Source organism: Mesorhizobium sp. WSM4808, assembly GCF_055811675.1.
Genome location: NZ_JBVVQX010000007.1, coordinates 80,413 through 100,235, shown reverse-complemented (window position 1 = coordinate 100,235; position 19,823 = coordinate 80,413). Strand labels below are relative to the sequence as shown.

Genomic DNA, 19,823 nt, shown 5'->3' with positions numbered 1-19,823 from the left:
TCCATGCGTCCTGTATCCATAGTGCTGGCATGCACGGCCTTGGGCTATTCCGCCCAACCGTCACCTTCTTTCGCAAGCGGGTGCCGACAGTTGCTGGAATCAAACGTGAAAATCGCCAGCATGCATGCCTATGCCAGCATCTTGGCCAATGCTGCCAGCAACGGCTGGAACTACACGCCTGAATCGATCGTCAGCGGCTCGAAGCGTCACTTCGAGGAGATGAGTCTCCAGTTGATCGCAGCCGGTTATGAGATTGTCCCCGCCAACGCTCACCCGCACTGCGCCAATCTGAACAGGGCGGGAGACGACGAGAGCACGATGACGACCGAGCCGATCACCGAAGCAAGCCCGATCGACCGCGGCCTGATCTAAGCTGGTCTCACCGCGCGCCACATACACCAGCTTTTGTCGAAACATCGATATGTCGAAGGTGCGGGCCAACTGTCTGCTGCTCGGATCGAGATGATCCAGCACGTCTTCTGCGTGCGCTGCCTGATCGCGGGGTTCGTTATCAATGATCATGCATGACCTTCCCGATGCCGCCGGAGAGCCGGGCGACACTTCAGGCCTGTCGCGTTTCGCCGCGGCAATCCGTTCACGCATGGTAGGTCCCGGAGGATATTACAATCTCGGCAATGGGCTCGGGCTGGCGACGGGCGTCATGGTCCAGATCGTTGACGTGCCGCCGGGTTCCGCCGTGAGTGGCCATGCCGCGCTCCTCGATTATTTCGTTGGCAGCATCGCTGCCCTGTCGCTCACCTTGGCCACGCTGGTCTTCTTCTGGAGCGGCGAGATCTACTGCCGCGCATGGGCCAGGAAGCCGTCCCCAGACGTGTCCCTAAACCGCCTTGGCGACATGACGTCAGGGGTCGGGGCGATCGGACTCGGCATCGCCCTGTTCCTGTTCGGCGAACCTGTGCTTGCGGCGACCTCGGGCTTGCTGCATGCGCTCGGCAAGTTCGGCAGCGCCTTCGAGGACGGCAAGCCGTTGCCCGGCTGGCCAGCCAACTGGCCCAATCCGTTCCGGAGTGCCGTTCTGGCCAGCCGTCTGCCGGCGCTGGTCTCGGCCGCGGTGGGGAGCGGCGGTGCCCTGCAACTGGTATGGTCGGGCGCTTCCTGGACGCTCGTCGCAGCGCCGCTGACATTGCTTGTCTGCTATCTGCTTTGGGCCAAGGCAGACCTGTTGCTGCTGCTCCAGGAGGTGCGAGCCGGGAGCGCGCCGGCATCGTCCGCCGGCAACCGAGATCGAACGTGACGGCCCATGTCGAAGACAGAGGCCCCTGCTTGCAGGCGCCTTTGGGGGTTTGGCAACGTCGCGCAGAAGACCGTGCTGGATCATCTGCAGCATCAGAAGACTCTTCCGGAGTTGAAGCGCACCAAATTCGAGGTGCGGGCGAGGGCCGGAGCGAGAGCGCGCCTCATCCCGCCGATCAGCATGTATGAGAACGCGAGGAATCGGCGGCAGTTGAAAACGGCCTTTTTCGGACAGTCATTCCCTAGGTTTTGCGTTGGGAGCCGGCAACATCAACACCGGTGCCTCATGCGTGTACCCAGCGACAGCGCTGACCGCCAGCCCGATCATGCCGATGCGGTTGATTGGCGAGGCCTGAAAGGAAGCAATTTCAGCTGGATGGAATGGCGCGCCCGAAGAGATTCGAACTCCTGACCCCCAGATTCGTAGTCTGGTGCTCTATCCAGCTGAGCTACGGGCGCGCAACAGGCCATGCTTTCCATGACCCCGCAATCCGATCGTAAACGACCGGTCGCGACGAGACGTGTTCCCTAGCGACTGAATTTCGGAAAAGCAAGCCGATCCGGCAAAAGTTTTGTCACAAGTGCCTTGGCCGGCGATGAACGCTGGAGATTCCGGCACCTGGCAACGGTCCGAAGTCGAGCCGGTTCCTGCTCATTGGAAGAATCGGGCCAGAAGACAAGAGGGCCGGGCGACCCAGCGCTCTAAACCGTCAGGCGGGGCGGCGCAGGCTGTTGCGGGCCTGGTCGAGCCGGACCGGCTGGTCGGGGATGGTGACGGCGAATGTGGTGCGCCCGCCAATGCTCTCGACCAGTTCCACCGTGCCGCCATGCGCGCGGATCAGTTCGTGCGCGATCGCTAGGCCAAGGCCGGTGCCGCCGCTGCGCGCCGAGCCGCGAAACGCCGCGAACAGGTTTTCCCGCGCCTTGGGCGGCAGGCCGGGTCCGGTGTCGCTGACGGCGATGCGGCTGACGCTGCCCAGACGCACGGCCGAAACCGCCAGGCGGCGCACCAGGGCGTTTTCGCTGTCGGCCGCCATCGCCTGCACGGAATTTCGGCACAGATTGGTGAGCACCCTGAACAGCTGGTCGGAATCGGCATCGACCTCGAAGGCCGGCTCGACCGAATTGACGAACTCGATGCCTTGCTCGATGTCGAGCAGGCCTTGCACATCCTCGACCAGCTGCCGCAGCCGGAGCCGGCGGCGCGCGGGCGGCGGCTCCTGGGTGCGGCCGTAGTGAAGCACGCCTTCGGAATAGGACACGGCACGGTCGAGTGCGCGCAGCAGTTTCGGCGCGAAGGCCTGCACGGTCGGATCCTTGACCTGGCGCAGGCGGTCCGACATCAGCTGCGCCGAGGCCAGGATGTTGCGCATGTCATGGTTGATCTTGGAGACCGCGAGGCCGAGGTCGGCAAGATGCTTCTGCTCGGAGAGCATTTTTTGCAGCCGCTCCTGCATTTGCGACAGCTCGCGCTCGGCAACGCCGATCTCGTCGGCGCGGGCAGCCGGATGGATGATCCGTCCGGGATCGTCGGGGGCCTCGGAGAAGGACAGCATCGAGCGCGTCATCGTCCGGATCGGCCCGATCATGATCAGGTCGATGGCGGCGTAGACCAGCATGGCGGTGAACAGCGAGATCAGCAGCGAGACGAAGGCGACGTTGCGCGAATAGCGCAGCATCGCATTGCGCAGGCTGTTGTCGGGCATGATCAGTTCGAACTCCTTGTCGGAGTCGCCGACCGGACCGAAGACGCGCAGCATCCGGTCGCCGCCGAAAAACAGCGTGTCGAGCGCACCGGTCATGCCCTTGATCATGCCGATCGAGGCGATATCGATGTGCTCGTCGACCTTCGGCGGCATTTCGGCCACCACCAGCAGCCGCGAGACGCCACCGTCGCGCACCGCGATCGCCTTGGCGCCGATCGCCATCAGCACGTCGTTCTGGGCCGTGCGCGACAGCGAGGTGGATTCACCTTGCACCAGCACGATCGACACCGCCGCCGCCGTGCTCAGCCGCTCCTTCAGCCAGTTCAGCCGGTAGCTCGCGATCCAGGGCAGGAAGATCAGCACTTCGGCCAACAGCACGAAGACGATGGTCAGCAGCAGCAGCTTGGTCGACAGGCCGCGCGACAGCGGAACCGTGCGCACGGCGGCTGGCGCCTCGGTGGACGCCGCCGTGCCGATCCCTTCCTGTGCCTGTATGGTTTCGCTCATGCGGCTAATGTCTTCACGATCACTTGATCAACGCAGATTAGGCGATTACGGCTTTTTTGCCAATTTCATCCTTGGTCGCAAACATAAACCGGCCTGAACGGAGCCGGATTGCGCCCGACGACTCCGGATTGACTTCCAAAAGCCTTCTTTCTATAAGCCCGCACACGCTCGGGCCATTCGTCCCGGCGCGGTTTCGATCGCGCCAAAGCCGGCCCGGCAAAGCTCCTGTTACACAGTGACAGAATCAAGAAGGGCCGCACCCCGCGGTATTAAAACAAATGAAGCGTACCTACCAACCGTCTAAACTCGTCCGCAAACGTCGGCACGGCTTTCGTGCCCGCATGGCCACCAAGGGTGGTCGCGGCGTCGTCGCAGCTCGCCGCAACCGCGGTCGCAAGCGGCTCAGCGCCTGAACGGAAGACGAGATCGTTGCCCGCAACCGGCAAGCCAGTGGGACCAAATCCCAAGCGGCTTCTGAAGCGCGCGGAATTCCTGGCCGTCCGTCGTGGTGAAAAGCGACGCGGGCGGCTTTTTCTCGTTGAAGTTCTCGACCGCGGCGACGGCCTGTCGCCGCGCGTCGGCTACACCGTCACCAAGAAGGTCGGCAATGCGGTTGTCCGCAACCGTGTCCGGCGGCGGTTGCGAGAAGCCGTCCGCACGCATGCGGCAAGTGACATGGCGCCTGGCAATGACTATGTCATCGTCGGGCGCGAAGACGTGCTTACCACTCCGTTCGGCCAGTTGAAGGCCGAACTTTCCCGCCGACTGCGCGGAACACGATAGGCCAAGGGCTTTCGATGGAAAACAACCGGAACTTCTTCATCACCATCGCGCTGTCGGTGCTGATCCTGGCGGTATGGCAATATTTTTACGTGTTGCCGCGCAGCGAAGCGCAACGCGAGGCCGCCCGCGTCGAACAGCAGCGCGTCGAGGAGCAGAAGAAGGCCGCCGGCACCAATCCCGGTACCGACACCGGAACGCCCGCCGCCCCTGGCGCCATTCCCAACGCACCGGGAACAGACGCCGTGACGCCGGCCGGCCGCGAACAGGCACTCGCCACGACGACCCGCGCCAGGATCGACACGCCGAGCCTCGAGGGTTCGATCAACCTGACCGGCGCCCGTCTCGACGACCTCAAGCTCAAGCACTACACCGAGACGGTCGACAAGAATTCGCCCGAGATCAGCCTGCTCAACCCGGCGGCACTGCCCAATGGCTACTATGCCGAGATCGGCTTCGTCGGCAACGACAAGACTGGCGCGGTGCCCGGTCCCGAGACTGTGTGGGCCGTCGACGGCAATGCGACGCTGACGCCGACGACCCCGGTCACGCTGACCTATTCGAACGACAAGGGCCTTACCTTCAAGCGCACCTTTTCCGTCGACACCAACTACATGTTCACGGTGTCCGACACGGTGCAGAATGCGGGCACGGCCGCCGTATCGCTGTCCAATTACGGCCGCGTCACCCGCTTCGACAAGCCGCTCGTTGCCAGCACCTATGTGCTGCATGAGGGCCTGATCGGTTTCACCGGCACCGAAGGCCTGCAGGAGCACAAATACGCGTCCATCGAGAAGGACAAGCAGTTCACGCCGGGCAAGTCGACCGACGGATGGCTCGGCATCACCGACAAATACTGGGCGGTGACGCTGGTGCCGACCGAGAAGCAGCCGTTCCAGCCGCGCTACGCCTATTTCGAGGACGGCCGCCATCGCTATCAGTCCGATTTCCTCACCGATCCGATCACCGTCGATGCCGGTCAGTCGGCGACGGTGGAGAGCGAAATCTTCGCCGGCGCCAAGGAAGTCGGCAAGATCAACGCCTATGCGGAAGATCGTCATATCAAGCGGTTCGATCTGCTGATCGACTGGGGCTGGTTCCACTTCATCACCAAGCCGATGTTCTGGCTGATCGACACGCTCTACAAATTCTTCGGCAATTTCGGCCTGGCCATCCTCGCCACCACCGTCATCGTCAAGGCCATCTTCTATCCGCTCGCCAACAAGTCCTACGCGTCGATGGCGAACATGAAGAAGGTGCAGCCGAAAATGCTCGAGATCCGCGAGAAATACGCGGACGACAAGATGAAGCAGCAGCAGGCGATGATGGAGCTGTACAAGACCGAGAAGATCAACCCGCTTGCCGGCTGCTGGCCGGTGGCGCTGCAGATCCCGGTCTTCTTCTCGCTCTACAAGGTGCTCTACATCACCATCGAGATGCGGCACGCGCCGTTCTTCGGCTGGATCCAGGATCTGGCCGCGCCCGATCCGACGTCGCTGTTCAACCTGTTCGGCCTGATCCCGGTCACCCTGCCGCACATGCTGATGATCGGCGTCTGGCCGCTGATCATGGGCGTCACCATGTTCCTGCAGATGCGCATGAACCCGACGCCGCCGGATCCGACGCAGGCGGCGATCTTCACCTGGATGCCTGTCATCTTCACCTTCATGATGGCGGGTTTCCCGGCCGGCCTGGTCATCTACTGGGCCTGGAACAACACGCTGTCGATCCTCCAGCAGGGCATCATCATGAAGCGCCAGGGCGCCAAGATCGAGCTGTGGGACAATCTGGTCGCGCTGTTCCGAAAGAAACCGTCGCCGGCCGAATAGAAGACGCAGCGCTTTCTCCAGCCTTCAAAGCCCCGCCTCGCGCGGGGCTTTTCGTTTAAGCAGCTCCGGCATCACGTTCCCGTGATCGGCGAAACTTGCGCCCCGTCGGCGGCGTGACTGCCTGTGCGTTTCCAAAGGCTATCAATTCCGATCAGCCCTCACCCGGAGGAAGACCACATGCGTTTGCCGTCATTCAGGACCATCGCCCTTTCCGCGTTCGTCGCCGGCGTGGCGATTGCCGCGCCCGCCTATGCCAAAAACCCGAATGTCGGCGGCGCGCCGATGTACACCACCAAGAACATCGTCGAGAACGCCGTCAATTCGAAGGACCACACGACGCTGGTCGCCGCGGTCAAGGCCGCCGGCCTGGTCGACACGCTGCAGGGCGCTGGCCCGTTCACAGTCTTCGCCCCGACTAACGCGGCGTTTGCGAAACTGCCCAAGGGCACCGTCGACACGCTGCTGAAGCCGGAGAACAAGGGCAAGCTCACCAAGGTGCTGACCGCGCATGTCGTGGCAGGCAAGATTTCGGGCGCCGAAATGATAAAGAAGGCCAAAGCGATGGGCGGCAAGTACGAGATGAAAACCGTCTCCGGTGACACGCTGACCGCTGAAGTCAAGAAGGACAAGCTCTACATCATGGATGAGTCAGGCGGCGAGGCGCGAGTGACGATCGCCGACGTCAACCAGTCGAACGGCGTCATCCATGTCGTCAACAAGGTGCTGTTGCCGAAGTAACGGCTTTCGGCAAAGGGGATCAAGGCAGGTCCGTCGGGGCTTTCTCGGGCCTGCCATCCCCACCTCATGACGAGGTGCCATGTTTCTTGGGAAGTCGTATCGGCATCGGCCGGGGTCCCGTCCCTCACAGGACCCCGGTTTCTTTTGGTTCATGGACCGAAGACCGTAGAGAACAAATACCTGAACGGAGCGGGTAGCCGAGATGCCGGCTAGCCGTAAGCTGGCACGGACCGCCGCGCACCGGAATGTGGCGTCGCGATGCGACTGCCAACGCGGTTGAGGGGTAGAGAGACAACGCTCACCTAGCGCCCGCAGATGTGACATACTGACTGCATATCGATTTCGTAGCCTTGTTAGGAACACGACGTGGATTGGTTTACCCAACGCAAGCCTTTCCCAAATGCCGCAAAGTCAGCTTTCGGAGTTGGAGCGCTTGGCGATATAGCTGCTGAGGAATTGACTCCCATCGTCGACGACACTTACCGAACAACCTCGAGGCATCTCACATCTGATGGGATCAGCATCTACATTCCCTATCGGTTGCATTTTCTGCCGACCGTAGCTGTCGATTTCGCTAGCTTTTCGCCGGGGTCGCAGTGCTTGCTGACACGTTCGACAGACGGTTATCTGAGGCAAAAATCAGCCAAAATTATCCTTCCGCTGAACGAGCCTTGGACGATTCCATTCATCGTTCTTCTCTTAGGCGAGTACGTCGTCGAAATTCTCGACGATATCCATTTGGCGATGCCGTATTTCGATCAGACAGCTTACGCCAGTTTCGTCCGGCAGAACCGGCAGGTAATGCGTGCAATACGCGCTAAGGCGACAAGCTATTGGAATGCCTACTACCGCCAAAGTTATCCCGGCAGGAAATCGTATCCGGCGATTGCCGTCCTCAATCAGCTGGATACTTGGGCAACCTAGCATCACGTGCAACGGGACAGCCGACGACGTCGCCATACGTTGTATTTCCATTTTGTCGACAGTGACGCATTCGAAACTTGCTTCAACAAAAGGCCCTCGACCAAAACATCACTCCATCACGGCGCTGTGGTCGATCTTGGCCGGAGTGGCCGGCTTGCGCAGCAACAGAACCAGCGGAATGGCGGCAAGCGACAGGATCATCATCAGCTTGAAGTCGTTCATATAACTGATGATTGTCGCCTGCAGCGTCACCACGCCGTCGAGCGCGGCGCGGCCCGCGGCGCTGTAGGGATCCATCGCCTGGAAGATGGCCGGATTGCTGAAAGCCTGGTTGTAGGGCGTCACATAGGTGGCGATGTTGGCGTGGTTGATCTGCACGTTCTCCGTCAACAGCGCGGTGACGACGGATATGCCGACGCTGGAGCCGATGTTCCGCGACAGATTGTAAAGGCCTGTGCCTTCCGCGCGCCGCTCCGGCGCCAGCGTGGCGAAGGTGATGGTGGTCAGCGGCACGAACAGGAAGCCCAGTCCCGCGCCCTGGATGAAGCCGGTGCTGATGATCGTCCATTGCGATACATCAGGGGTCCAGCCGGTCATGTCGTACATCGCCCAGGCGGTGACCAGCAGGCCGGTCAACAGCAGCCAGCGCGTGTCCACCTTGCCGATCAGCCTGCCGACCAGGAACATGCAAGCCATGGTGCCGAGACCGCGCGGCCCCATGACGATGCCGGCCGTCACCACCGGATAGCCCATCAGCGTCTGCAGATAGGGCGTCATCAGGGCCAGCGAGGCCAGATAGGTGATGCCGATGATGAAGATGAAGATCATGCCGACGGCGAAATTCCTGTCGAGGAACAGCCGCGGGTTCACGAAGGTGTTTTTGGCGGTGAAGGTGTGGACGAGGAAGATGTAGAAGGCCGACGCGCAGATCAGCGCCTCGACGATGATCTCGGACGACGAGAACCAGTTGAGCTGCTCGCCGCGATCGAGGAACATCTGCAGCGATGCGATGGTGACGCTGAGCATGCCGAAGCCCAGCCAGTCCAGCCTGGCCTTGAGGTCCGTCTTGGTTTCCTGGACGAACATCGAGACGCCGGCGAAAGCCAGGGCCCCGATCGGGACATTGATGTAGAACACCCAACGCCAGCTGACGTTTTCGGTGAGCCAGCCGCCGATGACCGGCCCGAGCACCGGCCCGACCATCACCGAAACGCCGAACAACGCCATCGCCGAGCCGCGCTCCTCGACGCTGTAGATGTCGAGCAGGATGCTCTGCGCCAGCGGCACCAGGGCCGCGCCGAACAGACCTTGCAGCAGGCGGAAGCCGACGATCTGCGGCAGCGACTGCGCGAAGCCGCACAGCACCGACGCGACGACGAAGCCGGTGATGGATATCAAAAGGATGCGCTTGCGGCCGAAACGATTGGCAAGATAGCCCGAAGGCGGAGTCATGACGGCCGCCGCGACGATATAGGACGTCAGCACCCAGTTTATCTGGTCGGCGCTCGCCGAAACGCTGCCCTGGATATAGGGCAGCGCCACATTGGCGATGGTCGTGTCCAGCGCCTGCATGATCACGGCCAGGATCACGCAGGCGGTGATGGCGCCGCGGTTGGCGACCACGCCACCTGTCGCGGACGCGCTGCTCATGACTTTTGTCCGAACCGGCCGAGGAGGTCCGTCACGAAGTCCGGCAAGCCGCGCGCATGACCGGTGTCGATGCCGACCACGACGCTCATCCCGCCACGCAACGGCGGCTTGCCCTGGAGATCGTCGACCGTCACGCGCATCGGAATGCGTTGCACGACCTTGACCCAGTTGCCGGTGGTGTTCTGCGCCGGAAGCAAGGAGAAGCTCGACGACGACGCCGGGCTGATCGAGGCGACCGTGCCGTGCCAGACGGTGCCGGGATAGCTGTCGACGCTGATCGTCGCCGTCTGTCCCGGCCGCACATAAGTCAGTTCGGTTTCCTTCGGCTCCGCCGCGATCCACAGATCGGTCGCCGAAATCAGGCTGAAGGCCGGCTGCGAAGCCGGCAGGTACTTGCCGACCTGAAGCGCGTCGACATTGGTGACTATGCCGTCGAACGGCGCCTTGACGATGGAATCGGCAAGATTGCGCTGGGCGTCGTCCACCGCCGACTGCGCCTGGAGGTAGAACGGATTCTTCTCCACCGGCTGGCTGGCGTCGCCGCCAAGCTGGGCAAGCGTCGCCTGTGCCTGCGCCTGGGCAACGGACACTTTCTGGCGGGCGGCGACGAGGTCGTGCTGGGCGCTGTCGAAGGTCGCCTTGGAGGAGGTGGAGGTCTTGAGCAGATCCTGCTGGCGCTGGAAAGCGGCCTCGTAATAGGGGATGTCGGCCTGCGCCTGCTCGATCAGCGCCTGCGACTGCTGGTAGCTCGCCTGCAAGGTCAGCACCTGGTTGCGCACAGTGCCGAGCTGCGCCTGGGCGGCGGCAAGAGCGGTTTCGAAAGAGGCCGGCCGCAGCCGGAAAAGCACCTGGTCCTTCTTCACCGCCTCGTTCTCGTGCACGTCGATCTCGGACACAGTGCCGGAGACATCGGTGGAAACGCCGAGCGACTGCGCCTGGATGTAGGCGTTGTCGGTCGTCATGACCTGGCCGCCGATGACGTAGTAATAGCCGCCGACGACCAGCGCGACCGGAAGCAGGGCAAACAGGATCGGCCGTGCCCGGCCGCGCTTGGGCTTGACCGGCGCCGGCGGCGCCACCGCAACCCCGGCCTGCCGTGGCTCCTTGGACGGCGCCTCGAGCGCGGCCGGCTCCAGGGCGACCGGTGCTTCGAGTTCGTCATTGCCGATGAGGGTGCCGGCTCGCCTTTGTTCGCGTTCGCTGTCCAGTCGGATGATCTGGTCGTGCGCCCGGCCGGCGGAGGATCCGTCTTCTTCGACAGGCTTCTTTGGTGAGGTTGATTCAGCCATGTGTTTTCTCCGGTCGGCGGCAGGCTGGGTGCAAGCCGCGAGCAGATTGGATTTGATGAGGGATAGGGTTTGCAGCAGATGCAGCTGGGCATCCGCGGAAAGACCGACAAAGGCCTCGTCCCGCGTCTTCTGCCCATTGGTGCGCATGGCTTCAATGAGCGGATAAGCTTGCGGCTTCAGGTAGAGCAGCCATGCCCGGCGGTCAGCGGGATTGGGCCGGCGCTCGATGAAGCCGCGTGCCTCCATCTTATCGAGCAGCCGGGCGAGCGTGATCGGCGTGATCTCGATAAGATCGGCCAGTTTGTTCTGGTGGATGCCCTCATGCAGGCAGAGATAGGCGAGCACCTGCCACTGGGCGCGGGTCAGCCCCGATGCCCGCGACCTCTGCTCGAACCGCTTTCGAAGCAGGCGCGCGACATCGTGCAGCACGAAGCTGATGTTGGGTGACGATGGCATGGAAGGTACTGAGGTTCTAAGGCGCAACTTTTAGTGAGCATGCTTATTATCATCATGCACATAATCCCGCTGGACGCGGTGCGCAAGACGGACTAAGCCCGCCTGGAAAAAATGACGCATGTGCTGCGACACCATAAAAAGGCTCAGGTAGCAGGCTGTTGCCGGGCAAGGATAGGACGATGAATTGGCTGAAGATCGTGACCGTGGCGGCCATCGCGGGATGGCCGGGCCTTGCGCTCGCAAAGGACGCCGTCAGCTGCGGCGGCGCCGCGATGCTGGGTGGCGCGCAATTGAACTGCAGCCACGTCGAACCCCAGGCGCCGCCTCAGTTTTGCACCTATAGCTGGGCTCTCCACATGCCGGCCGGAGACCAGAAAATCGTCGAAGGCAGCTTCATGCTGCCGCCCGGCGCGGCGAACGTCACCGTCTATCAGGGCAGCGGTTTCGACAGCGCAATGTCCGATCCGATCGTGATCTGTCGCGGCGGCAAATGAGCAAGGCCGTCAAGGAAAGCTCGCTCGTCGCCCGATTGGTGCTATAGGGCGGATCACGCTATTTTGAACGGGCGCATTCGAGTTTCGGATGTGCCTGGCTGCCATTTCTCTGACGGATTTCGACATGGACGGACCCAACCCAGACATCAAGCACCCGATCCCGATGCATACCCGCGTCGGCTTCCTCAAGGGGCTGGTGAATGCGCCGAACATCGAGATCGGCGACTTCACCTACTATGACGATCCGGACGGCCCCGACAAATTCGCCGAAAAATGCGTCCTGCACCACTATCCCTTCATCGGCGACAAGCTGATCATCGGTCGGTTCTGCGCCATCGCCGAGGGCGCGCGCTTCATGATGAACGGCGCCAACCATGCTATGTCCGGCTTTTCGACCTATCCGTTCAATATCTTTGGCCATGGCTGGGAAAAGGGTTTTGACCCGGCGACGTGGTCGAAGGAAGTGCGCGGCGACACCATTGTCGGCAGCGACGTCTGGATCGGCATGGAGGCGGTGATCTTGCCCGGGGTGGAAATCGGCCACGGCGCCATCATCGCCGCGAAATCGGTGGTGACGCACGACGTGCCGCCCTATGCGATCGTCGCCGGCAATGCGGCCAAGGTGGTGAAGATGCGTTTCGACGACCGGACAATCAGGCGGCTGCTGGCGGTGGCGTGGTGGGACTGGCCGGTGGACAAGGTCAGTCGCAACCTCGATGCTATCCGGGGCGCCGATATCTCTCTTCTGGAGGCAGCAGCTTGAACGCTCTGAACAGCAGCATAATCGGCACCGAACTGTTTACGCGAGGTTGGATCTTCATCCGCGGCGTGCCGGCCATGAAATTCCTGCCGCCTGAAGGGCCGCCGGAAATCGCCTTTGCCGGCCGCTCGAATGTCGGCAAGTCGTCGCTGATCAACGCGCTGGTCAACCAGAAGGGGCTGGCGCGCACCTCCAACACGCCGGGGCGCACGCAGGAGCTCAACTATTTCGTGCCGGACGGATTTTCGGGTGAGGGCGCCGACCTGCCGCCCTTGGCGCTGGTCGACATGCCCGGCTATGGCTATGCCACCGCGCCGAAGGAGAAGGTCGACGAGTGGACCAAGCTGGTCTTCGACTATCTCAAGGGCCGCGTCACGCTGAAGCGCGTCTATGTGCTGATCGACGCCCGCCACGGCATCAAGGCCAAGGACGACGAAGTGCTGTCGCTGCTCGACAAGGCGGCGGTGTCCTACCAGATCGTGCTGACCAAGACCGACAAGATCAAGACTGCCGGCGTGCCGAGGCTGATCGAGGAGACGCTGGCAAAGATCAAGAAGCGGCCGGCGGCGTTCCCGTTCGTTCTGGCGACGTCTTCGGAAAAAGCCGAGGGCCTCCAGGAATTGCAGGCGGCCATCGTGCTTGCCGCCAATGGCGGCTAAGCATCCACAGCTTAGAGCATGGCCTACGGCTTGGCCTCGATAGCAATCGTCTGGTGGCCTTCTTCCGCCACAAGCCTTTCGGTGCCGTATGCCTTGAGGAACATGCTGACGCCTGACCTGACGATGCGGTCGATCTCGTCCTGGCTCGGGGCTTTGGTGCGGTAGGCGAAGATGCACTGGCGGAACAGACCGGCCAGGCACAGTTCGGTGAACTGATAGGCGGCAAGATCGACATCGTCGATGCGCAGCAGGTCGCGCTCGATGGCGGCATTGAGAAAGGCCGCGACCTTGTCGTGGCCACGCTTGGGACCGCGCTCGTAAAACCGCGCGCCCATGTCGGGTATCCGGTCGGATGCACCGATCACCGTGCGCTGCGCCTGGATCACCTTGGCCGACGTGATCTTGAGGGCCAGCACCTTGCCGAACTTCACCAGCGTCTCGCGCAGGTTGTCGGCATTGTCCAGCACGTCATACATGTTCTTGAAGATTGTGCCGCGCTCTTCCTCGATCAGCGCTTCGAACAGCTCTTCCTTGTTGGCGAAATAGACGTAGATCGTACCCTTGGAGACACCGGCCTCGCGGGTGATGTCGTTCATCGAGGCGGCTTCGAAGCCCTTGTCGATGAAGACACGACGGGCGCCGTCGATGATCTGGCTGCGCTTGACCGGATCCTGCCCCGCGGCCGGGCGGCCACGACGCAAGCTTTCCAACAGGTCGTCGCACGACTCGTTTTCAACATTGGGCGGGGTCTCGGCCATGAAAGTCACACCTCGAAAATAATTCGAACCAAGCGGTTCGATTGCCCTTGATATGGTCCTCTTTACGCGCTATGTCAACGGCCGGATCGAACCGAACGGTTCAGTATTATATTATAACTTTAGAGAGATGTCATGTCCTCGAACGCGCCGACCACTGCCGAAGTCCGTCCCTTTCCCAACGCCAAGGTTGCGCCGGCGACGGAAGCCCCGGAAGTGCCTGTCCAGCCGGTCTCGTCGCCACCGGCAGAGGCTCCGGCCAAGAAGAAGCGTTCGGTGCGTTCCTTCCTGCTGCCGATCATCGGCGTCGCCTTGCTGGGCGCCGGCGCCTGGTATGGTTACGATTACTGGACCACGGGCCGCTTCATGATCTCGACGGACGATGCCTATGTCCAGGCGGACATGGCGTTCATATCGCCCAAGATTTCCGGCTATGTCGATCAGGTCAAGGTCAGCGAGAACCAGCTGGTCAAGGCCGGCGATCCGCTGCTCGTCGTCGATGACGGCGATTACAAGATTGCCGTCGCCCAGGCCGAGGCGCAGATCGCCACTTTGAGCAAGACGCTCGACCGTATCGACGCCCAGACCGACGCGGCCCGCGCCTCGCTGCAGCAGGCGCAGGCGCAGAAGGTCGCCGACCAGGCCGCCGCCGACAATGCGGCCAAGGTCGCGGCCCGCGCCTCTCAGTTGCTCAAGACCCATGTCGGCACGCAGGCGCAGCTGGACGACGCCCAGACGGCGGTCCAGCAGGCCGATGCCGCCCTTGTCGGCGCCGACGCACAGATCGCCGCCGCGCAGGCCAATATCGGCGTGCTGCAGGCGCAACGCGCGGAATCGGCGAGCACGCTGGCGTCCCTGCAGCTCAGCCATGACAAGGCGCTGCGCGATCTTTCCTTCACCGTGCTCAAGGCGCCTTATGACGGTATCGTCGGCAACCGCTCGGTCGAACAGGGCGACCTTGTCAGCCCCGGCCAGAAGCTCGCCGTCATCGTGCCGATGGACAAGCTCTACATCGTCGCCAACTTCAAGGAGACGCAGCTTGCCCGGCTGGTGCCCGGAGAGAAGGTGAAGATCTCGGTCGATGCGACCGACGGCCAGGACTTCGAGGGCACCGTCTCGTCGCTGGCGCCGGCTTCGGGTGCCGTGTTCTCGCTGCTGCCGCCCGAAAACGCCACCGGCAACTTCACCAAGGTCGTGCAGCGCGTTCCGGTCCGCATCGATGTGCCCGCAGATGTCCTGAAGAGCGGCAAACTGCGCGCCGGCCTGAGCGTCATCGTCGACGTCGACAGCCGCACCGCCCCATCCGGGTCGGGCCCAGTGGCCGCGAACTGAGCGGCGACGGGAGCAATGCCATGGCAACCGCAACCCTGACAGCAGGAGCGCCGCCGGCGAGGCCGGCTGTACCTGACACCATTTCGACGCGGCGCGTCATCGCCTTCCTGGCGATGGTGTTCGGCATGTTCATGGCCATCCTCGATATCCAGATCGTCTCCGCCTCGCTGTCGGAAATCCAGGCCGGCCTGAGCGCCAGCTCCGACGAAATCCCGTGGGTGCAGACCGCCTATCTGATCGCCGAAGTGGTGATGATCCCGCTGTCGGGCTTCCTCAGCCGGATGCTGTCGACGCGCGTGCTGTTCACGATCTCGGCGGCGGGCTTCACCGCGGCCAGTGCGCTGGCGGCGACTGCCACCAACATCGACCAGATGATTGTCTACCGCGCCGTCCAGGGCTTCATCGGCGGCGGCATGATACCGAGCGTCTTCGCCGCTGCCTTCACCATCTTCCCGCCCTCGCGCCGCGCCTTCGTCTCGCCGATGATCGGCCTGGTGGCGACGTTGGCGCCGACCATCGGCCCGACTGTCGGCGGCTATATCAGCCATGCCATGTCCTGGCACTGGCTGTTCCTGGTCAATGTCGTGCCCGGCATCCTGGTGACAGCGGCGGCCTGGACGCTGATCGACTTCGACAAGCCCAACCTCAAGCTGTTCAGCAAGTTCGACTGGTGGGGCCTCGCCGGCATGGCGGCTTTCCTGGGCTGCATGGAATATGTGCTCGAGGAAGGCCCCAACAATGACTGGCTGCAGGACCAGGGCGTCTTCATCTGCGCCATTGTCATGACCATCGGCGCGGTGCTGTTCTTCTGGCGGGTGTTCACCGCCGAGGAGCCGATCGTCGACCTGAAGGCCTTCACCAACATCAACTTCGCCTTCGGCTCGCTGTTTTCCTTCGTCATCGGCATCGGCCTTTACGGCCTGACCTATCTCTACCCGGTGTATCTCGGGCGCATCCGTGGCTACGATTCGATGATGATCGGCGAGGCGCTGTTCGTCAGCGGCCTGGCCATGTTCTTCACCGCGCCGATCTCGGGCATCCTGTCGAACAAGATGGACCCGCGGCTGATGATGATGATCGGCTTCTTCGGCTTCGCCACCGGCACCTGGTGGATGACGCATCTGACCGCCGACTGGGATTTCAACGAGCTGCTCATCCCGCAGATCCTGCGCGGCTGTTCGATGATGCTGTGCATGGTGCCGATCAACAACATCGCGCTCGGCACCTTGCCGCCCGAGCGGCTGAAGAATGCGTCCGGCCTGTTCAATCTCACCCGCAACCTTGGCGGTGCGGTTGGCCTCGCACTGATTAACACCGTGCTGATCGACCGCAATGCCTTCCACTACGCAAGGCTCTCCGAGCATGTGCAATGGGGCAGTGAAGCCGCGCAGACCAAGCTGCAGAACATGACGCTCAATTTCGAGCAAACCCCCGGCCTGGACGCGACAAGTGCCGCCATCTCCAAGCTGTCGGGCATGGTCCAGCAGCAGGCGGCGCTGCTGTCATTCATGGATGTGTTCTTCATGCTGACGGTGCTGTTTGCGACGCTTGGCCTGTTCACCATGTTGATCCGCAAGCCGGCCGCGGCGGCGGGTGGAGGTGGTGGCGGCGGCCACTGATACCGGAGCAATTCCAGGAAAAGTGTAAGGCGGTTTTCCGTCAGGAATTGCGACAAGACAGAGATACGTGGGCAGCTGTTTCGGGAAGCTCCTCCAGTCCACGCCCGAAAAAGCTCTGACCGCGCAAAAAACTCCGGGCCGCAAGCCCGGAGTTTTTCATATCCAGTTGGAATTTGTCAGGCTGTGGCGAGCTTGAAGGTCAGCGCGACGCCGTTGATGCAGTGGCGCAGGCCGGTCGGCGCTGGACCGTCGTCGAAGACGTGGCCGAGATGGCCGCCGCAGCGGCGGCAATGCGCCTCGGTGCGCGTCATGCCGAGCGAGCGGTCCACGGTCGTGCCGATAGCCTTGGGGATCTCTTGCCAGAAGCTCGGCCAGCCGGTGCCGGAATCGAATTTCGTCTCCGACGAATAGACCGGCAGGTCGCAGCCGGCACAGGCGAAGATGCCTTTACGGTGTTCGTTGAGCAGCGAGCTGGTGCCGGGATACTCCGTGCCTTCCTTGCGCAGCACGTCGAAGGCGGCAGGCGACAGGATGGCTTTCCACTCGGCGTCGGTCTTGGTGACTTCGAATTTCTCGGCGGCCTGTGCTGCCTGCGAATCGCCCATGCGCAACAGCGTTGCCCCGGCCCCGACGACGCCGATGGCGGCGGCACCGCTCAAAAGAAAGTCGCGACGGTTCATGACCAGTTCCTCCTGATGTCCTTTTGCCAAACTATACCGTCGCGCGGAAATCAAAAGCCGGTGACGGTAGCCCCTCGAACGAACACTCCGCGCTCTCCCACATCCGAATGTGGGCGGCGCGGAGTGCCCGGGTCAATTGCGGATCACGGGAGCGGGATCGTGCAATCGACGGAGGGCCCTTGCTGCCAGTTCGCCGGCAGCAATCCCCTTGTTACATCTTCGGCAAAAGAACCTTGTCGATGACGTGGATGACGCCATTGGACTGTTCGACATCGGCGATCGTCACATTGGCGACATCGCCGTTCTCGTCGGTGACGGTGACCTTGCCGCCGTCGGCCTTGAGCGACAGCTCGCAGCCGCCGACCGTCTTGACCTTGTGGGCGCCGCCGTCAGCCTTGGCCATCGCGGCGACATCCGCCCCCATCGCCTTGGCGCCGATGACATGGCAGGTCAGGATCTTGGTGAGCTTGTCCTTGTTTTCGGGCTTGAGCAGCGTCTCGACCGTGCCGGCCGGAAGGGCTGCGAAGGCTTCGTTGGTCGGCGCGAACACGGTGAACGGACCGGCGCCCTGCAGCGTCTCGACGAGCCCGGCGGCCTTCACGGCGGCGACCAGCGTCGTGTGATCCTTCGAGTTCACGGCGTTCTCGACGATGTTTTTGTTGGCATACATCGCGGCGCCGCCAACCATCGCGTTTTCGGCATAGGCGGCGGTGGCAAGGGCCGAAACGGCGATCGTGCCGGCGAGCAAAAGGGTGGCGTATCTACGCATGATGTCAAACTCCTCGGGTTTTTCTCTTCCCATTTTTGGGGACGCGAGGAGATACGGAACAAAATCGCCCGAGTTTCAGGAATATTGTGATTTTTGATTTTATCTTTGGCGCAGAGGGATTTTCCCGAGCAATCGGCCGCCGGCCGACATGCTGTCTATGGGCATGTTCAGTGAAGGATAGACTTATGATAGTCTGTTGTGATTTTTCAGGCGCGCGGAGCCGGTCAGATGCTCTTCAGGTCGCCGGCGGCGACCACCGGTCCGGTCGGCTGTCCGGTCGGCGAACCGCCTGACGGCTCGAGGCTGACGGCAAGCACCGCGCCCTGGGCAAGTTTCTGCTGGGCCGCCAGCGAGACGACGATATGCGCCGTTGCACCTGCCGGAATGACGCCCATCGAGACCGGCGGGTTCTTGCCCTCGATCATCCACAGCTCGAAGTCCTTGCCGGAAGCACGCTCACCGGAGACATGCGACAGGCCGACTTCGTGATGCGCGGCATCATAGACGGCAAGATATCTGACGTCACTGCCTTCGGCGGCCAGCGAAGCGACGAGTCGCGCCTGCGGCTGCTCGACCGGTGGGTTGAGAATGGGCACGGCGATGTAAATCGCCAGTGCCGCAACCGCGGCTGCGGCAAGGCCGCGCCAGAAGGCCAGGCTGGACCACAGGCCGCCGCGCACTTCGGCGGGCGTGGTCACCCCGGCAGCGTTGGCGAACAGGCGGCGGTCGACCGCGGTCTTCACCGAAACCGGCGGCTCGACTTCCCGATAGGCGGCGGCAAGCGGTGAGAGACTGACCTCCCATCCCTCGACAAGACGGGCGAAAACCGTATCCGCATCGATGCGGCGGGAGACGATCTGGCGTTCGTCGGCATCGAGCACGCCGAGAACGTATTCGGCGGCGAGCAGGTCGTCGCCTCCACGTTCCGGTCCTGTGTCTTCTGCCAGCGTCATCTTTCCAGACATTCTCTGAGTTTCAACAGGCTGCGGCGCAGCCATGTACGCATCGTGTTCAGCGGCACGCCATGGCGCTCCGCCAGTTCGGCATAGCTCTCGCCCTTGAGATAGGCGCCCCGGACGGCGGCTGCCCGGTCCTTCTCCAACTCATCGAGACAATGGTGGATACGTTCGGATTCTTCGCCCGCCACCGCCATCGCTTCAGGCCCCGGCGCCGGATCGGCCACGTCGAGCGCGGCATCGATGTCTGCGGCAGGCTTGCGCCGCGCTCGTATGCGATCGATCGCATGATTACGCGCAATTGCCACCAGCCAGGAGATCGGGCTTAGATCGGAGACGGCAAAACGATCCGCCTTCGTCCATATCTTGACGAAGACTTCCTGTAGCGCTTCTTCCGCATCTCCCCGGTCGTTCAATACACGAAGACAGACGCCAAAAAGTTTCGCGCTGGTCTGCCGGTAAAGCAGATCGAACGCGGCCCGATCCTTCATCGAAGTCCGGACGATCAGCTTGGTGATGTCCTGCGGCGTCATCTGCGGCAAGTTAGGCGATTGCAATGTATTTGCAACGGCGGAAATAACCTTGTGCACGCCTAAGCTTTTGTGTGTCGCCAGCCGGGTCCGTCGACCGATTGCCAATGGAATCGCCACTGGCTAGCTTGCCCTC

Annotated in this window: 20 protein-coding genes, 1 tRNA gene and 1 pseudogene; 12 read left to right on the top strand and 10 right to left on the bottom strand. The window is 62.4% G+C overall.

Annotation, left to right across the window (positions count from 1 at the left end; genetic code table 11):
• Positions 1-105: 105 nt before the first annotated feature.
• Together AC0L2U_RS14665 and AC0L2U_RS14660 are read left to right on the top strand one after the other, a co-directional pair.
• Positions 106-372 carry a hypothetical protein gene (locus AC0L2U_RS14665; RefSeq protein WP_127396678.1) on the top strand — a complete coding sequence of 89 codons (267 nt, stop codon included), beginning with the start codon at positions 106-108 and terminating at the stop codon, positions 370-372.
• A gap of 142 nt (positions 373-514) precedes the next feature.
• Entirely contained in the window at positions 515-1,255 is a 741-nt protein-coding gene (locus tag AC0L2U_RS14660; protein WP_174800304.1) for a hypothetical protein, read from the top strand.
• Positions 1,256-1,636: 381 nt separating this feature from the next.
• On the opposite strand, the gene AC0L2U_RS14655 is transcribed toward AC0L2U_RS14660, so the two are convergent.
• Positions 1,637-1,713: transfer RNA gene (locus AC0L2U_RS14655), tRNA-Arg, on the bottom strand.
• Positions 1,714-1,964: 251 nt separating this feature from the next.
• A complete protein-coding gene (locus AC0L2U_RS14650) occupies positions 1,965-3,467 on the bottom strand; it encodes a sensor histidine kinase (protein ID WP_127397631.1) in 1,503 nt (500 codons plus the stop codon).
• Positions 3,468-3,745: 278 nt separating this feature from the next.
• Between AC0L2U_RS14650 and rpmH the strand changes: the two genes are divergently transcribed.
• The 5 genes from rpmH to AC0L2U_RS14625 all read left to right on the top strand — a co-directional run bounded on the left by rpmH (position 3,746) and on the right by AC0L2U_RS14625 (position 7,738).
• Positions 3,746-3,880, top strand: coding sequence for a 50S ribosomal protein L34 (gene rpmH / locus AC0L2U_RS14645; RefSeq protein ID WP_008833937.1), 135 nt, complete (start codon positions 3,746-3,748; stop codon positions 3,878-3,880).
• Between the two features lie 16 nt (positions 3,881-3,896).
• Positions 3,897-4,250 carry a ribonuclease P protein component gene (gene rnpA, locus AC0L2U_RS14640; protein ID WP_027040126.1) on the top strand — a complete coding sequence of 118 codons (354 nt, stop codon included), beginning with the start codon at positions 3,897-3,899 and terminating at the stop codon, positions 4,248-4,250.
• Between the two features lie 14 nt (positions 4,251-4,264).
• Positions 4,265-6,076, top strand: coding sequence for a membrane protein insertase YidC (gene yidC / locus AC0L2U_RS14635; RefSeq protein ID WP_127294616.1), 1,812 nt, complete (start codon positions 4,265-4,267; stop codon positions 6,074-6,076).
• Positions 6,077-6,253: 177 nt separating this feature from the next.
• Positions 6,254-6,814: a fasciclin domain-containing protein gene (locus tag AC0L2U_RS14630; protein WP_473602096.1), complete on the top strand. Its 561-nt coding sequence runs from the start codon at positions 6,254-6,256 to the stop codon at positions 6,812-6,814.
• A gap of 366 nt (positions 6,815-7,180) precedes the next feature.
• A complete protein-coding gene (locus AC0L2U_RS14625) occupies positions 7,181-7,738 on the top strand; it encodes a hypothetical protein (protein ID WP_127271419.1) in 558 nt (185 codons plus the stop codon).
• A 108-nt stretch (positions 7,739-7,846) separates the two neighbouring features.
• On the opposite strand, the gene AC0L2U_RS14620 is transcribed toward AC0L2U_RS14625, so the two are convergent.
• The 3 genes and pseudogenes from AC0L2U_RS14620 to AC0L2U_RS14610 all read right to left on the bottom strand — a co-directional run.
• Entirely contained in the window at positions 7,847-9,388 is a 1,542-nt protein-coding gene (locus AC0L2U_RS14620) for a DHA2 family efflux MFS transporter permease subunit (RefSeq protein ID WP_127808381.1), read from the bottom strand.
• Positions 9,385-10,677 carry an HlyD family secretion protein gene (locus AC0L2U_RS14615; RefSeq protein ID WP_127808380.1) on the bottom strand — a complete coding sequence of 431 codons (1,293 nt, stop codon included), beginning with the start codon at positions 10,675-10,677 and terminating at the stop codon, positions 9,385-9,387. The genes AC0L2U_RS14620 and AC0L2U_RS14615 overlap by 4 nt, the downstream gene beginning before the upstream one ends.
• A 252-nt stretch (positions 10,678-10,929) precedes the next feature.
• Positions 10,930-11,133, bottom strand: a pseudogene (locus AC0L2U_RS14610) (MarR family winged helix-turn-helix transcriptional regulator); the annotation flags it as partial.
• A 179-nt stretch (positions 11,134-11,312) separates the two neighbouring features.
• Here AC0L2U_RS14610 and AC0L2U_RS14605 point away from each other — a divergent pair.
• The 3 genes from AC0L2U_RS14605 to yihA all read left to right on the top strand — a co-directional run bounded on the left by AC0L2U_RS14605 (position 11,313) and on the right by yihA (position 13,046).
• Positions 11,313-11,627: a peptidase associated/transthyretin-like domain-containing protein gene (locus AC0L2U_RS14605; protein ID WP_127318876.1), complete on the top strand. Its 315-nt coding sequence runs from the start codon at positions 11,313-11,315 to the stop codon at positions 11,625-11,627.
• Between the two features lie 124 nt (positions 11,628-11,751).
• Positions 11,752-12,390, top strand: a complete 639-nt coding sequence (locus AC0L2U_RS14600) for a CatB-related O-acetyltransferase (RefSeq protein ID WP_164873738.1) — start codon at positions 11,752-11,754, stop codon at positions 12,388-12,390.
• Positions 12,387-13,046: a ribosome biogenesis GTP-binding protein YihA/YsxC gene (yihA, locus tag AC0L2U_RS14595; protein WP_024502094.1), complete on the top strand. Its 660-nt coding sequence runs from the start codon at positions 12,387-12,389 to the stop codon at positions 13,044-13,046. Before AC0L2U_RS14600 ends, yihA begins: the two co-directional genes overlap by 4 nt.
• Before the next feature lie 23 nt (positions 13,047-13,069).
• On the opposite strand, the gene AC0L2U_RS14590 is transcribed toward yihA, so the two are convergent.
• Positions 13,070-13,804 carry a TetR/AcrR family transcriptional regulator gene (locus AC0L2U_RS14590; protein WP_127380942.1) on the bottom strand — a complete coding sequence of 245 codons (735 nt, stop codon included), beginning with the start codon at positions 13,802-13,804 and terminating at the stop codon, positions 13,070-13,072.
• 132 nt (positions 13,805-13,936) lie between these two features.
• On the opposite strand from AC0L2U_RS14590, the gene AC0L2U_RS14585 reads away from it, so the two are divergent.
• Positions 13,937-15,133 carry an HlyD family secretion protein gene (locus AC0L2U_RS14585; RefSeq protein ID WP_473602095.1) on the top strand — a complete coding sequence of 399 codons (1,197 nt, stop codon included), beginning with the start codon at positions 13,937-13,939 and terminating at the stop codon, positions 15,131-15,133.
• A 20-nt stretch (positions 15,134-15,153) separates the two neighbouring features.
• Positions 15,154-16,752 (top strand): DHA2 family efflux MFS transporter permease subunit, encoded by a 1,599-nt coding sequence (locus AC0L2U_RS14580; RefSeq protein WP_127267221.1) that lies wholly within the window; start codon positions 15,154-15,156, stop codon positions 16,750-16,752.
• A 176-nt stretch (positions 16,753-16,928) separates the two neighbouring features.
• On the opposite strand, the gene msrB is transcribed toward AC0L2U_RS14580, so the two are convergent.
• The 4 genes from msrB to AC0L2U_RS14560 all read right to left on the bottom strand — a co-directional run bounded on the left by msrB (position 16,929) and on the right by AC0L2U_RS14560 (position 19,690).
• Complete coding sequence (msrB, locus tag AC0L2U_RS14575) at positions 16,929-17,432, bottom strand: peptide-methionine (R)-S-oxide reductase MsrB (RefSeq protein ID WP_292337496.1); 504 nt, start codon at positions 17,430-17,432, stop codon at positions 16,929-16,931.
• Between the two features lie 211 nt (positions 17,433-17,643).
• Positions 17,644-18,201: a fasciclin domain-containing protein gene (locus AC0L2U_RS14570; protein WP_473602094.1), complete on the bottom strand. Its 558-nt coding sequence runs from the start codon at positions 18,199-18,201 to the stop codon at positions 17,644-17,646.
• 224 nt (positions 18,202-18,425) lie between these two features.
• Complete coding sequence (locus tag AC0L2U_RS14565; protein ID WP_473602093.1) at positions 18,426-19,154, bottom strand: anti-sigma factor; 729 nt, start codon at positions 19,152-19,154, stop codon at positions 18,426-18,428.
• The gene (locus tag AC0L2U_RS14560) at positions 19,151-19,690 is read right to left on the bottom strand and encodes a sigma-70 family RNA polymerase sigma factor (protein WP_292140009.1); all 540 of its coding nucleotides are present in this window, start codon (positions 19,688-19,690) and stop codon (positions 19,151-19,153) included. The genes AC0L2U_RS14565 and AC0L2U_RS14560 overlap by 4 nt, the downstream gene beginning before the upstream one ends.
• Positions 19,691-19,823 lie beyond the last annotated feature (133 nt).

Excerpts from the sequence above, each read along its gene's own strand:
- AC0L2U_RS14660 (WP_174800304.1), top strand. The coding sequence starts at position 515 with ATGATCATGCATGACCTTCCCGATGCCGCCGGAGAGCCGGGCGACACT.
- AC0L2U_RS14650 (WP_127397631.1), bottom strand. The coding sequence starts at position 3,467 with ATGAGCGAAACCATACAGGCACAGGAAGGGATCGGCACGGCGGCGTCC.
- rpmH (WP_008833937.1), top strand. The coding sequence starts at position 3,746 with ATGAAGCGTACCTACCAACCGTCTAAACTCGTCCGCAAACGTCGGCAC.
- yidC (WP_127294616.1), top strand. The coding sequence starts at position 4,265 with ATGGAAAACAACCGGAACTTCTTCATCACCATCGCGCTGTCGGTGCTG.
- AC0L2U_RS14630 (WP_473602096.1), top strand. The coding sequence starts at position 6,254 with ATGCGTTTGCCGTCATTCAGGACCATCGCCCTTTCCGCGTTCGTCGCC.
- AC0L2U_RS14620 (WP_127808381.1), bottom strand. The coding sequence starts at position 9,388 with ATGAGCAGCGCGTCCGCGACAGGTGGCGTGGTCGCCAACCGCGGCGCC.
- AC0L2U_RS14615 (WP_127808380.1), bottom strand. The coding sequence starts at position 10,677 with ATGGCTGAATCAACCTCACCAAAGAAGCCTGTCGAAGAAGACGGATCC.
- AC0L2U_RS14605 (WP_127318876.1), top strand. The coding sequence starts at position 11,313 with ATGAATTGGCTGAAGATCGTGACCGTGGCGGCCATCGCGGGATGGCCG.
- AC0L2U_RS14600 (WP_164873738.1), top strand. The coding sequence starts at position 11,752 with ATGGACGGACCCAACCCAGACATCAAGCACCCGATCCCGATGCATACC.
- AC0L2U_RS14590 (WP_127380942.1), bottom strand. The coding sequence starts at position 13,804 with ATGGCCGAGACCCCGCCCAATGTTGAAAACGAGTCGTGCGACGACCTG.
- AC0L2U_RS14585 (WP_473602095.1), top strand. The coding sequence starts at position 13,937 with ATGTCCTCGAACGCGCCGACCACTGCCGAAGTCCGTCCCTTTCCCAAC.
- AC0L2U_RS14580 (WP_127267221.1), top strand. The coding sequence starts at position 15,154 with ATGGCAACCGCAACCCTGACAGCAGGAGCGCCGCCGGCGAGGCCGGCT.
- msrB (WP_292337496.1), bottom strand. The coding sequence starts at position 17,432 with ATGAACCGTCGCGACTTTCTTTTGAGCGGTGCCGCCGCCATCGGCGTC.
- AC0L2U_RS14570 (WP_473602094.1), bottom strand. The coding sequence starts at position 18,201 with ATGCGTAGATACGCCACCCTTTTGCTCGCCGGCACGATCGCCGTTTCG.
- AC0L2U_RS14565 (WP_473602093.1), bottom strand. The coding sequence starts at position 19,154 with ATGACGCTGGCAGAAGACACAGGACCGGAACGTGGAGGCGACGACCTG.
- AC0L2U_RS14560 (WP_292140009.1), bottom strand. The coding sequence starts at position 19,690 with ATGACGCCGCAGGACATCACCAAGCTGATCGTCCGGACTTCGATGAAG.